This is a genomic window from Sulfuricurvum sp. (assembly GCF_049305995.1).
Classification (GTDB): Bacteria; Campylobacterota; Campylobacteria; order Campylobacterales; family Sulfurimonadaceae; genus Sulfuricurvum.
Map to the genome: position 1 here is coordinate 1 of NZ_JBAQPS010000397.1, position 13739 is coordinate 13739.

At 38.1% G+C, this 13739-nt stretch carries 14 protein-coding genes and 1 tRNA gene; 4 read left to right on the top strand and 11 right to left on the bottom strand.

Annotation, left to right across the window (positions count from 1 at the left end):
* The coding region (locus WA010_RS13250) for a hypothetical protein (RefSeq protein WP_422557591.1) at positions 1-1221 on the bottom strand (1221 nt) is incomplete at its 3' end.
* A 166-nt stretch (positions 1222-1387) separates the two neighbouring features.
* On the opposite strand from WA010_RS13250, the gene WA010_RS13255 reads away from it, so the two are divergent.
* Entirely contained in the window at positions 1388-1894 is a 507-nt protein-coding gene (locus WA010_RS13255; protein WP_422557592.1) for a hypothetical protein, read from the top strand.
* Positions 1895-1918: 24 nt separating this feature from the next.
* Here the strand turns inward: WA010_RS13255 and fabI are convergent, their stop codons facing one another.
* The 4 genes from fabI to gap all read right to left on the bottom strand — a co-directional run bounded on the left by fabI (position 1919) and on the right by gap (position 5853).
* Entirely contained in the window at positions 1919-2743 is an 825-nt protein-coding gene (fabI, locus tag WA010_RS13260; RefSeq protein WP_422557593.1) for an enoyl-ACP reductase FabI, read from the bottom strand.
* A gap of 56 nt (positions 2744-2799) precedes the next feature.
* The gene (locus WA010_RS13265) at positions 2800-3504 is read right to left on the bottom strand and encodes a triose-phosphate isomerase (RefSeq protein WP_422557594.1); all 705 of its coding nucleotides are present in this window, start codon (positions 3502-3504) and stop codon (positions 2800-2802) included.
* 122 nt (positions 3505-3626) lie between these two features.
* Positions 3627-4817 carry a phosphoglycerate kinase gene (locus WA010_RS13270; RefSeq protein ID WP_422557595.1) on the bottom strand — a complete coding sequence of 397 codons (1191 nt, stop codon included), beginning with the start codon at positions 4815-4817 and terminating at the stop codon, positions 3627-3629.
* 31 nt (positions 4818-4848) lie between these two features.
* A complete protein-coding gene (gene gap / locus WA010_RS13275; protein ID WP_422557596.1) occupies positions 4849-5853 on the bottom strand; it encodes a type I glyceraldehyde-3-phosphate dehydrogenase in 1005 nt (334 codons plus the stop codon).
* Positions 5854-5935: 82 nt separating this feature from the next.
* On the opposite strand from gap, the gene nadD reads away from it, so the two are divergent.
* Positions 5936-6469 carry a nicotinate (nicotinamide) nucleotide adenylyltransferase gene (gene nadD / locus WA010_RS13280; protein ID WP_422557597.1) on the top strand — a complete coding sequence of 178 codons (534 nt, stop codon included), beginning with the start codon at positions 5936-5938 and terminating at the stop codon, positions 6467-6469.
* Complete coding sequence (gene rsfS, locus WA010_RS13285) at positions 6466-6798, top strand: ribosome silencing factor (protein ID WP_422557598.1); 333 nt, start codon at positions 6466-6468, stop codon at positions 6796-6798. The genes nadD and rsfS overlap by 4 nt, the downstream gene beginning before the upstream one ends.
* A 186-nt stretch (positions 6799-6984) precedes the next feature.
* On the opposite strand, the gene WA010_RS13290 is transcribed toward rsfS, so the two are convergent.
* The 4 genes from WA010_RS13290 to mqnP form a co-directional block, all read right to left on the bottom strand.
* Positions 6985-7061, bottom strand: a tRNA-Arg gene (locus tag WA010_RS13290).
* Between the two features lie 56 nt (positions 7062-7117).
* Positions 7118-7633: a hypothetical protein gene (locus WA010_RS13295; RefSeq protein ID WP_422557599.1), complete on the bottom strand. Its 516-nt coding sequence runs from the start codon at positions 7631-7633 to the stop codon at positions 7118-7120.
* Positions 7630-8151, bottom strand: a complete 522-nt coding sequence (locus WA010_RS13300; protein ID WP_422557600.1) for a hypothetical protein — start codon at positions 8149-8151, stop codon at positions 7630-7632. Before WA010_RS13300 ends, WA010_RS13295 begins: the two co-directional genes overlap by 4 nt.
* Positions 8151-9029: a menaquinone biosynthesis prenyltransferase MqnP gene (gene mqnP / locus WA010_RS13305; protein WP_422557601.1), complete on the bottom strand. Its 879-nt coding sequence runs from the start codon at positions 9027-9029 to the stop codon at positions 8151-8153. The genes WA010_RS13300 and mqnP overlap by 1 nt, the downstream gene beginning before the upstream one ends.
* A gap of 47 nt (positions 9030-9076) precedes the next feature.
* Here mqnP and miaA point away from each other — a divergent pair, with 47 nt between their 5' ends.
* On the top strand, positions 9077-9970 hold the full coding sequence (gene miaA / locus WA010_RS13310; RefSeq protein ID WP_422557602.1) for a tRNA (adenosine(37)-N6)-dimethylallyltransferase MiaA: 894 nt from the start codon (positions 9077-9079) through the stop codon (positions 9968-9970).
* Here the strand turns inward: miaA and WA010_RS13315 are convergent.
* Positions 9962-12319, bottom strand: coding sequence for a tetratricopeptide repeat protein (locus tag WA010_RS13315; RefSeq protein ID WP_422557603.1), 2358 nt, complete (start codon positions 12317-12319; stop codon positions 9962-9964). The two genes, miaA and WA010_RS13315, sit on opposite strands and share 9 nt — an antisense overlap.
* Before the next feature lie 23 nt (positions 12320-12342).
* A partial coding sequence (gene nuoN / locus WA010_RS13320) for an NADH-quinone oxidoreductase subunit NuoN (protein WP_422557604.1) occupies positions 12343-13739 on the bottom strand: 1397 nt, incomplete at its 5' end.

Here is a 13739-nt window from a genome sequence, read left to right on the forward strand (position 1 = left end):
ATCATCAGCATCAGTTGATACGTATGCCAAAGTAGCATCCAACGGTCCAAAAGATTTAGAGGCTGTTAGGGTAAGCTCATCCATTTGATGAGTAGCACCAGCTACACCTGTAGCGAGGTCATTATTAACAGTTGTATAATATGCCCCTAGTTTAGCTACATTTTTAAGATCATATTCTGCTGTTAAGTTAATAGCTTCTGCATCTTTTGAACCTACATAACCGTAGTTCCACCATGCTTCAGTATAAAGTTTCGATTGCCCTGTTGCATTTGAACTACCAGCATCTGCACCAGTTGCTACGTTTTGAATTTGCACAGAACCTTTATCATCTGCTTGTGAATAAGCTGCCGATACATTCAACCCTTCGATACCTTGGTATGCAAGTTTAAATGCTTGTGCAGATGAATCTTGTGCTGCTGCACCTAAAACACCACCCGTTTTCACATCGATATCAGCGTACTGAATACCAACTTTTACACCTTTAACCAATTGGCAATCGATATCAGCTTGCAACCAATACGCATCAGCTACCATTCCAATATTGTAGTACCAAGCTTGTACGGTTGCAGGTTTAAATGAATTATTTACGAGACCCGCTGCATAAGCACCTTTTTGCATAAAAGTAGCAAATTTTGCATCATCTCTCAATAAATAATCTCTGTCAGCATCTGCATTAGCAGTATGCAAAGCATCGGCACCATTACTTTTACCTACCCATGCACCGACCAAAGTCGTATCTGGAAGATCTTGATTAATAAGAACGGCAGCCTCAAATGTATTTGGAACAATCGACCATTTTTCAGAAAATGCCATTGGTGTATCTAATTCCATACGACCGATTTTAGCCGTAGTTTTACCTACAGTAGCAGCAATCCAAAGCTCACCAAACCAACCATTATCTTCCACACGATTCGTAGCGGAGTGTCCACCAGTCCATGTATTCGCAACAAGGTTATTTTCAAGACCAAGAGTACTTACTGCATACGCAGTCGCACCCATAGATACACCTTTAGCCAAATCAGCAGTCACACCAATACGAAGAGCCGTATCTGCATAGCTGTTAGCTTGATCAAAAAGACTGTCGCTGATTCCAACTGCTTGATCTTTATTATCAGTACCGTAGAATACTTTCGCATCCCCACTGATTTTTACATTATCGACTGCGAATGCACTTGCTCCGAGCAACACTGCTGCTGCAAGACTCATTTTAACTAACTTCATTGATTCTCCTTAAGTTAAGCTTGACCTTATGTTTTTGTTTCGTCGAGGTTAATTGTAACGCCGCTATTCTTAAACATTGCTGTAAAAAAAATATTTTGTTTACAGACTGTTTACTAATGAGAAATGCCTATTTTACGGAGTATGACATTTTTGTAAGATTTTAGAAATGAATAATCATCATAATTATGAGGCGTATTATGGTATAGTACAATCTAGTATCAAATTATCAAATAATCCAAAGGATATTAAAATGAATCATACTCTTCTGCTAAGTGCGGCTGTAAGCACTTTACTCTTAGTCGGATGTGCGAATCGTGGAAGTGTATCTCCTTCACAAAATGCATCTTTGCATACAGTCTCACCAAATGCTCCTGCTGCTAGTGAGGGGGGGGCTATGCAACGTGCGTTAGATGCTTGGTTAAAAGAAGAGTGGGCTCCGCTAACGCAACCAAAACAAGTTACCACAACCACTACAATGCCCGATGGAAAGGTCGTTACAGAGACAAAAATGATGGAAGTTCCTAATACGGATATTAATGAAACATTCACATTGCAAAAATATGCCGATAAATGGAAAATATATCAAGAAAATAAAGAGAAAATGAATGCAGGAAAGCCAAAAGACCCTTCCCACATTGATATGCTAAATAGAATGCCGCTGATTGGCAAGTAACTATTGGTAACATATAGAGAGATTTTATTCTCTCTCATCCCACACAAAAACGCTTTTTCCTTCAGCATTTTTTTCGACAGCAGCCATTCCCATGATATTATATCCCGCATCGACATAGTGCACTTCACCGCTCACACCACTGGAGAGATCGCTAAGAAGATACATGGCAGAGTTTCCGACCTCTTCGATCGTTACATTTTTACGTAACGGTGCATTTGATTCATTCCAGTTGAGAATTTGTTTAAAATCGCCGATACCACTGGCAGCGAGAGTACGAATAGGTCCGGCACTAATCGCGTTAACACGTTGTCCCTTTAATGCACCAAGTTCTACCGCCATATAACGTACTGTTGATTCCAATGCCGCTTTAGCAACCCCCATAACATTATAATTAGGGATATATTTTGGTCCTCCAAGGTAGCTTAGAGTAATGATCGAAGCACCTGGAGCCAATACCGATTCTAAACGGTTTGTCAAATCAATCAAAGAGTAAACCGATACATCCATCGCAACCTGAAAAGCACTTTTAGATGTTTTCATAAATCCTTCACTCAATGCTTCTTTGGGAGCAAATGCGACTGAATGAACCAAAAAATCAATTTCACCAAAATCTGCCGCTACTTTTGAGGCAATTGTTTCCATATCGGATTCATCAGACACATCCAACTTATAAACCGGAGAGTTATTAAAACTCGATGCAATAGGCTCAACCCGTTTTTGCAGTGCTTCATTAAGATAAGTGAACGCCATTTGTGCACCCTGCGCATGAAGCGCCTGCGCAATACCATATGCGATTGATTTATCGTTCGCCAATCCTACGATAAGACCTTTTTTACCTTGCATTAACATTCATTATTCTCCTCTTCTATATTTAATTATTACACCTTCGGCAGGAAACCCGTTTTTTATTGAAGCTCAGTGGCTTGTGCGATCATTTCGCAAAAATCGTTGGCACTAAGTGATGCTGATCCAACAAGAATCCCATCCACATTATCCAGTGCCATGATTGTACTCGCATTATCTACTTTTACACTTCCGCCATAGAGTAATGGCGCATCCGTTTTGCTTCTAAGTGCACTATGAACCAATTCGATATCGCTGTTCGATGGAGTGAGTCCCGTTCCGATCGCCCATACTGGCTCATACGCGACAATTAAATCGGAATACGTCAAATCAATCCCCTCAAACTGTTGTTCGATATAAGCCATTAAAATATCATTCCCCTCTTCACGTACTGCAAGAGGTTCACCAACACAATAAACAATTGCAAATCCATGTTCCGCAAAAAAACGAAACTTTGCCGTAATCTGTTCTTGAGTTTCTCCAATAATATGACGCCGTTCAGAGTGACCGATCAAAATTGTTTTAATCCCAAATTCTTCGAGTTGCTCTAACGCAATCTCTCCGGTATAAGCACCATTTTGAACAGGATAAGCATTTTGAACGCCAATCAACACATTACGAGGATCGTGTTCCAAGGCTGTAAAAGGAGGAAATACAATAATCGTGTCACCGATACCATTTGCACTTACAAAAGATTCCACCACTGCCATATAAGCTCGTGTATCTTGACGCGTTTTATTCGCTTTAAAATTGGCACATAAAATCATTGAAGTTCCTCTCTTTGTTCGGAATAACGCCGAGGGAGCAAAGCCCCTCTCAGCTACGTTAGCACTGAGTTTTCTTCGGCAGAAAGCCCGCGCACACTAAACCGTGCTTTTTTAATTCATATTTATTTCAATAGAGGCTTAACCCCCGGAAGAATTTTTCCTTCCAACAATTCCAATGAAGCTCCACCACCCGTAGAGATAAAAGTCATCTCCTCATCCAAACCGATACGCTGAACCAAATCAGCCGTATCACCGCCACCGACAACAGTAGTTGCATACGAATCAGCAACAAAATGGGCAATTTTATTAGAACCACGGGCAAAACGATCCATTTCATACACACCCATTGGTCCATTCCATAAAATCGTCTGAACATCACTTAAGACTTGACGATATAATCGAACCGTTGCAGGTCCAATATCAAGCCCCATCCAACCTGTAGGGATTTCCTGAATACTGCACAAACGACTCATTGCATCGGGAGCAAATTTTTCAGCAGCAACAACATCTACCGGAAGGTAAAATTTAACCCCCAACCGTTTTGCTTCATTCATAATATTGATCGCTTCATCCAATAAATCATCTTCAACCAATGAATTACCGATATCATGACCCAACGCTTTCAAAAACGTAAACGCCATACCACCTCCGATAAGAACTTTATCTACCTTTGGCAAAAGATTAATGAGCGCCTCAAGTTTACCAGAAACTTTTGAGCCACCGACAATGGCAGCAAATGGTCGAACCGGACGTTCTAGCAATACACTGAAAAATTGAATCTCTTTTTGAAGCAAAAATCCTGCTGCTTTATGTTCGTTATCAAAATGTTCAGTAATTCCTTCTACCGAAGCATGTGCACGGTGACTCACACCAAAAGCATCATTAATATAAACGTCTGCCATGTCAGCTAATGCAGCACTCAGCTCAGGATCGTTTTTGGTTTCCCCTCTTTCAAAACGTAAATTTTCCAGCAATAGTATTTCTCCATTTTTTAGTTCAGATGCAAGCTTTCTAGCACTCTCACCCACAACATCATCTGCCATTTGAACCTCAATTTTAAGAAGTTGTTGCAAACGTCGAGCAATCGGTTCAAGAGAATATTTTACATCATATTCACCTTTTGGACGACCGAAGTGAGATGCCAAAATAATGGGACACTCTTGATCTAAACAATAGTTGATCGTTGACAACGCCGAACGGATACGACGATCATCGGTAATATTTCCATAATCATCCATCGGAACGTTAAAATCACATCGGATAAAGACTTTTTTGCCTTGAAGATTACACTCTTTAATATTAAATAATTCCATTATTTCCTCTTACTATAAGATTAAAAAATATTTATTGTTTACTTATAAACAATGCCATTTCGATAAGTCGGTTGGAGTATCCCCACTCGTTATCGTACCATGCCATGATTTTGATTAGATTTCCATCGATAACTTGAATCAAATCATCTGCCACTGTGGCACTAAAACTCGATCCTACAAAATCTTGCGATACACGATAACGATCATCGACTTCCAATATTCCATTCATGGAACCAGCAGCATACGCTTTAAAAAGTTGACTTAACTCCTCCTTAGAAGTTGATCGGTTCACTACAACATTCAAATCAACCATTGAAACATCCGGAGTGGGAACACGAACACTTTGCCCATGCAATTTTCCTTCAAGACGCGGTAATACAAGACTGATTGCTTTTGCAGCACCTGTCGTTGTGGGGATCATATTGAGTGCCGCTGCACGAGAACGACGCATATCGCTTCCATGAGCTGAATCAATAATCGCTTGACCGTTGGTATAGGCATGAATAGTCGTCATCAACCCTTTTTGAATCCCAAATGTTTCATCCAGTATTCTAGCAATCGGACCTAAACAGTTTGTCGTACACGAAGCATTCGATATTATATTCTCTCCCGCATAATTGTATTCATTCACACCCAATACAAAAGTCGGAATACCACTATCTTGTGTAGGAGCTGATAAAATAACTTTTTTAACCCCTTTTTCAAGATGATGGCGTGTCAATGTTTCCGTCAAAAATAGACCACTACATTCCAATACAACATCTGCACCAAAAGAAGCAAAATCAACTTTTTCAGGATTCTTTTCACTCAAAATACGGACATTGCTTTGAGCAATTTGAAGGTATTCTTCGCTCTTAATCTTTGCATCTATTACAAACTGCCCATGAACCGAATCATTTTGTAATAAGTAAAGCATCATTTCAATTGAAGCCATATCATTAATAGCAACTAATTCGACATCCGATCGTGTGGCAATAAGACGGGTCACACAGCGACCTATACGACCAAATCCGTTAATTGCAATCTTTAACGCCATTCCTATAATCCTAACCAATACAAAATTGTGGGTGATTTTACCAAAAATCGGTTATAATTTCGATTAAAAGAAGTTAAGAATTATGAAGCTTGCACTCTACGGCGGCAGTTTCGATCCGCCGCATGTCGGACACATAGCTGTCGTTACCAAAGCTTTAGAAGTTTTGTGTATCGATAAGCTTGTTATTGTCCCCGCATGGCGCAATCCATTCAAATCTTCTGTTATCGCGGATGGAACACTTCGCTACGAGTGGTTAAAGGAGATTTTTACCCTTTTAAAAAAGGTGGAAATCAGTGATTTTGAGATCAATCAAAACAAAAGTGTCTATACCATCGAAACGGTAAAATACTATGCGGCTCAAGGTAATGAAATTTATCTTATTATCGGAGCTGATAATCTCGAAAAATTGTCTAGTTGGCACTCTTTTGATGAGTTAAACGCTATGGTGCATTGGGTTGTTGCATGCCGCAATGATATCCCTATCCCAAAAAATATGATTCGGCTCAGCATCAATGAACCGATCAGCTCAACCGATTTTCGTACGTCAAGAAGCCCTTTGGGGTTAGAATCAAATATCGAACAAAAAATTACAACCTACTACAAGGAACATCTGTGAACCAACGCATTGAAAAAATCAGCGCCATTTTAGACCAGAACAAAGCCGAAGCAATCGAAGTTTTCGATCTTCAAGGAAGCGATTATTTCGCCGACTACGTTATTCTCGCATCATCATTAGGAGAACGTCATACCATAGCGTTACTCGATCATTTGAAAAAAGGTCTTAAGCCCGAAGAACAATTTTTATACGTTGATGAAAGCGGAGATTGGGTTGCTATCGACTTAGGAGACATCCTCATCCATATCCTCACATCGCAATACCGAGTTAAATATGATTTGGAAAGTTTCCTAAACGAAATTACCGCACGAAAAAATAAACAGCAATAATAGAGCTTACTTCTCGTCATCTCGTACTTGATACGAGATCCATCTCCCCTATTAAAAAATGCATAGATTCCGTGTCACGAAATACAGTTAAGACGATAGAAATAACGATGTGGGTAATTAAATTTTTCAGTGAATTTAGTGATTGGCAAAGATTAAGGAAAGTTCAATAATTACGGTGTTTGTAAGTGGTGCGCCCGAAGGAATTCGAATCCCTGACCGCCGGTACCGCAAACCGGTGCTCTATCCAGCTGAGCTACGGACGCATTTTAAAGAGAACGAAATTATAGCTAGATAAGCTTAAAAAGTGATTAATACTTACCTAGCGCAGTTGGTTGATTTTCAGAACAAACTCTACTTCTGCTTTTGAGAGGCGGAGTTCTTTGGCGATCACATCTACTTCTAACCCTTGGTTGTATCGGCTAATCACTTTCTCATCATCCAATCCACTGATCGATGTAGGGAGGGAGAGATTACGAATACGCTCTTCGAGATAACGCAACCGATTTTCTGTCTTCTCTTTGTAAGCGCTTAGACTCCCCTCGATGTGCCCTAATGATTCCAAAATCGGAACTGAGATTTCGTTTACCTCTCGTCCTAACTCTGCATGTAGAGAGTTTTGGCTCACAGGGACACTCTCTTGGAGAGAAGTAATAATCTCCAACTCTTGTTTAAGACGTTTATCCATCATAAAGAGTTCACGGTGTAGATCATCAACCGCTTTAGCGATCGAACGAATTTGCGAAGCGACTTCACCCTCTTTGGTTATAACATAATAAATAAGCCCCATCAGCAAAATTGCCAATGCGACAAGAGCTATCTCGATGGTGTAATTCATTCATATCCCTTTAAATGGCGAATGATTGCCCGCTCTCTAGCCATCATATACATTCCCCATTTATTACTATCTTTTTGATGTATCCGAATTATTTTAGCTAAAGTTGGGCTAAGTGCCTCAAAATACAATCCTGCTTCTCTGATGGGATGAATCGGTATTTCCAATCGTCCATAATAGTGCTTACCGATCTCCATTACAGGTTCAGTAAGCTCAAAATATTCATATCCAATGCGTCCTATACGAGCATGTATGGACAAAATAACTCTATTTGGTTCGGTATTTAAAAGAACTTGTTCTAAACGATCTATTTTTCGATAAAGTTCCGATAATAATTGAATTATAATTGTGTCATTTTCCCCTATATCAACTTTAGCTTTATTACTCCGAAGCCATTGTCCAATGGCATCATTTTCACTTTCACTCAATTGAATATATTCACGCTCATATTCAATTGGATTAAAATTTTCAACGTCACATTCGATTGTTAAAGTAGCATCGACCAAACGTATATCGCTCATTAAACCACCTTATCTAAAATAATCAATCCAATAAATACAAAACCTAAATAACCATTTATAGTAAAAAAAGCTCTATCAATCTGTGTAAAATCTTTACGTACAAGATAGTGTTCATACGAAAGCATCAGAGCCGAAAATAAGACTGCAGTGCCAGCAAACCATCCAAGCTCTGCCACACTCACAAATAAAGCCCAAAATACAATCGTAAAAATATGAAAAACAACTGATATTTTAAGAGTTATACCGCTTCCATATCGTGAAGGAATTGAATGTAAGCCATTCGTTTTATCAAACTCCATATCTTGCAAAGAGTACAGTAAATCAAATCCTGCTACCCAAAACACGACTCCTATACTCAACAATATCGACCACAACGCTATAGTATCTAATACTGCAATCGCACCTGCCATCGGCGCAAATCCAAGTGAAATACCCAAAACGATATGAGCCAAGGAACTAAACCGTTTGAAATAGGAGTAACTGAGCAATACCATCAACACAGGAATACTTAGATAGAACGCCAAATCATTAATAAAGTAAGCTGCTGCCATAAAAACGAGAGCATTAACTATTGTAAAAAGGGCTATCGATGCACCATCTAACCGTCCATCTACACTAGGTCGTCCAACCGTTCTCGGATTATGTTTATCGAAACTACGATCAACATAACGATTAAATCCCATTGCTGCATTACGTGCACTAATAGCCGCCAAAGCACCTAAGATCAACAGTTTAAAGCCAAACCACCCATCCGCAGCAACAATCATCGCAATAAAAATAAAAGGGAGAGAAAAGACACTGTGCTGAAACATCACCAGTTCATTAAAATCTTGTAATCTTTTCGCCAAACGCTTCACAATATAGCCCTTTGAAATCATAATGACTTTATTTTACCCTAAAAACACTTCAGGGTATAATATCATTAATGAAACAATTAGCGATTATCGGTTCTACTGCATCGGGCAAAAGTGATTTAGCCTTAAAGCTTGCTCAGCATTTTAATGCGATTATTCTCTCTATCGATTCGTTAAGTATTTATAAAAACATCAATATCGCTTCTGCAAAACCTTCGGAATATGAACTCTCACTAATAGAGCATTTTGGAATTAATCGATTAATTCCTAGTACAACAGCAAGTGTTTTGACCTTTATCGACGAATATCATCGAGCGTATGAATACGCTTTAAACAATGGAAAAAATATCATCATTGTCGGTGGAAGCAGTTTCTACCTCAAAAGTATGATTGATGGATTATCCAAAATTCCAAACTACTCTTCTGATACTCTTTATCACGCGAAAAACATGCTCATTGATCTAGGTAAATGCTATCGTCTTTTAAATACAATTGATCCACTGACAATGGATAAAATCGCTCCATCAGACGCTTATAGAATCGAAAAAATGCTTCTCATCTATCTCGAATCGGGTTTAGCACCTTCGAAATGGTTCCAAAATAATCCGCCTAAGCCCATCATCACAGAGTGCCCGATACTCAATTTACACATTGATCGTGAAGTTTTACGAGAACGTATTTCGATGCGAACACACAAAATGGCAAATTCTGGCTTGATCGATGAAGTAGCTGAGCTAGAACGACTTTATGGAAGAATACCAAATAGTATGAAAGCGATCGGGATCATCGAAACGTTAGAGTATTTAGACGCTAAATTGACAAAGTCGGAGCTAATTGAAAAAATTGAGACGCATACTGCTCAACTTGCCAAACGGCAACAAACCTTCAACTCTCATCAATTTGAATTATATGCAAGCGGTACAACCCATGATCTATACAAGGTAGCGAGCACTCTTTTAAAATAGTGCCAATGCATCTTTAGCCAGTTTGCCCCATGCTGAGTTTTTATCAGCGTTGATACTCGCATTAAATGCTTCTCTAGCTTGACGTTTATTCCCTAATTTTTGTTCTATCGATCCAATTACATACTGTTGACGTGAACGCTTTTCATTGGTTAATTTTCGCATATTGAGTGTTTTTAATACTTTAAGCGCATCGTTATCTTTTCCTAAATTTTGATACGATTGAGCTAACGTAAATTCAATATATGGAGTTTGTGTATACGTTTTTGTTCGCTCTTGCAGTAGCATAACTTTTTGAGCGTAAGTCTGCGACATACTTTCATCTTTACGTATTAACGCTAAACTTACCATTTGAGTGTATCGTTCAATATCTTTAAAATCATTTGGGTAAGCAGTTTCAATTAATTTGATATGACGTATCATCCCTTCACTGTCGCTAATACGTTGAGCCGAGTCATACATCGTTCTATAAATATCATTTAAGGGAGGATTTTTTTCAATTTCCAACAAGGTGATTAATTCTTCACCTCCTTTAATAGCCTCTTTATATTCCCCTAAACCAAACTGTGTTTTTACCATACGAGATAGCCAAACTTGACGATCAGAAATTGATTTGGATTTAAGATGTCTTTGTGCAATTTTTTTTGCTGCACTGTAATTGGTCGTTTTTAACGCACAATTAAAGAATGCTTCATCCCACTCTGCAAGGAGCTTAATTTTATACATCTTTTGCAAACCGATGGCTTCGGTACATTTTTCTTCTTTTAACAACAATTTTTCTAAACCTATAGCACTTTTTGAAATTAAAGCATTTGTTTCAGGATACTCCGTTGAATCCAAACGATACAGTTCACTCTCTAAATCCAAAATCTCTTTAAATTTTTTCTCTTTCAATAAAAGTTGTGCTTTTTTATAAAGTGCTTTTTTTCCGACGCTATCATTTCCATAACGATTGATTAAATCATCGTATTTTTGAATTTGTAGCGTTGAATTTTTTTCTCCTTCATCAAAAAACAACCCGTCTTTTGCCCGACGAACATCTTCGATAAACTCACCAAATTTATAATTTTCAAGATACTCGTTAAAACGCTTAAGCGCTTCACTTCTTTTTCCGGCTTTAGCATATTGAAAACCTAGTTTTTTCAATAAAATCGGATAATCTTGTGATTTTTTATCGGTAGCATTTAACAAAGATTCAGTAATACGAATAGCACTTTTAGGATCATTTTGTTCCATAAATGATTCTGCCATAACCATAGCATCTTCACGTACATCATTAAAATAATTTGGATTTGCCGATCCAATTTTTTCAATATACTGTGACGCAGGTTTCGTCTTATTATGATTCATCTCTATCTGCGCAAGTTTAAATGCTGCTTTAGAAGCGATTTGTATATCCTTACTCGTATTAAGTGCTCTTTGATAAAATACCCATGCTTTGCTTGGGCTGCCTAAATTCTCTAATTGTTCTGCTTTATAGATCATTCCCAAAGATGCAAATGGGCTATCTGAATGTTCATCAAATAATCGATCAAAAAAATAATCTGCATCACTGTTTTGTCCAACTTGATTATATGCATTAGCCATATAAACTAACACCTCAGATACATTTGGATCCGATGCGTATTCTCTTAAAAACTGTTTACCGACCGCTAACAATTTTTCAAATTCGTTTTCATGATGATACGAACGGATTTGATATAACATTAATTCATTTTTGAAGACTGTATTGGGATATTTTTTAAGTGTATATTCGGATAATTCCAAAACTTTGCCATAATTATTTGCTTCATAAGCTTTTTTCATATTCATATAATCAGTAACATCCTGAACTCGACTGATTTTAATCGGATGTCCCTTTAAATCCAAACCTCCAATATAGGGATGAGTGTTTTTAATGATTTGAACCGGAAAATTAATTGCACTAGAAGATACTGAACTCTTTTTAATAAGTGGTATCACCTTATGATAGCCTATAACACTCCAATGGGTTGCTTTGCGAACATCATAAAGGTAGGTAGCAGATTCTTTAGTAAGATCAAAAACCACTGGTTCTAATTTAATTTTCGACCTAGGAACAATACTGATAACGTATCCTTTGTCTGATAAGAAAGATGTAAGTATAAATAGTGAATTAGTAATCGGAGTAAAGTTTTGTTTTGGAGGGGTAGGAAAATAGCAATTTACCTGTTTAGTTTCATCAAAATCATCTTTTGTCTCTTGGCAAGTAAAAGGAGTATTGTGACGAAGATGTAGTATACTGAATGATTCTCCGCCGTCTTTGCCACTTTGAATGGTTAACTCTAATGCAGCCAAGGGGAACCAGAAGCATAATGCAATCCAGTATCTCAATATTTCCCCCTTTTAGTTTCCTTTTAATAGCCGCTATTATACACGAATAGAGTGATAACTTTCAACAAAGGATTTACAGCGAATAAAGCAAAAATAGTCCCCACAACTGCAATTCCTATAATCGTTTTTAGAGAAAGTGATGCATTCATAAAATAAAATTTTTCATACCCCACCATCGGCTCTTTCATAAACATGAAAACAATCAGTTTGAGGTAGTAATACCCCGCGATTGCCGAATTCAATGCCATTATAAGAGCAAGAACCGTATAGCCAGCACTAACAGCCGATCCGATCATATACATTTTACCCCAGAATAAACCAAACGGTGGAATACCCGCCAAAGAAAGCATAAATAATGCCATCATAACTGCTGCCATTGGCATAGTTTTAATCATGCCCGAAAATTTTTCATACGGATGGTCTGAACTTTGTCCCGGAAGAAGATTTTTCTGCCGGTTAACCCATAACATGGTAAAGGCACCAAGATTGGTAAAGCTAAATAATGCCCAGTACAAAAACAATCCAGTATTTGCTTGCGTAGTACCGATCAAAATGGCAGCCATAACAAAACCGGCATGAGAAATTGAACTATATGCCAACATACGTTTGACATCGCTCTGAACCAATGCCCAAATATTAGATGCCGTCATTGTCACAACAACTCCAATATAAAGGATCACTTGAAGCCATACAACACCACTGTGTACCAAAAACTCAAATAAACGCATTGCTACAACAAATGCTGCAATTTTTGGAACGATCGACATATATCCAGCAAGTGCCGCAGATGAGCCTTCATAAACATCTGGAGTCCATGTATGAAAAGGAACCATAGAGAGTTTAAATCCAAACGCTGCAATCATAAACGCAACTGCAATTAGCACATATCCAATATTGCGGTAATGGTCTTCTGCTAAAATAGTTGCGATTTGATTAATTTCAACAGAACCGCTGATCGCATACAGAATCATCGATCCAAATGCATAAAACCCTGCCGCCAAAGCACCCATGGTAAAATATTTTACTGCCGCTTCAAACGATTTTGAGCGATTGTGCAATGCAATAAGGGTATAAAGTGCCAAAGATGCCGTTTCAAGACCAACAAAGATTAAAATTAGATTATCAGTAGCTACCATAAATTGAAAGCCTGCAATCATAAATAAGAAAAGAGCAAAATACTCTGGGTAATCATATTCATGAAACCGCTTAGAAGTAAGTGCTAACGGAATAAAAAGCATGGAACCAATTACAATGATAATTTGAGACAAAATTGCGATTCCGTCTATCAACATAACATCGAAGAAGCCTAATACAGTTCCATTTTTCATAAATACACCGGCGAAATCAACCAATGCACCTAAATCAAGAAGCAAGAAAAGTAAGCTAATCATAACGTACAATGATTTATGCAATCCTACTT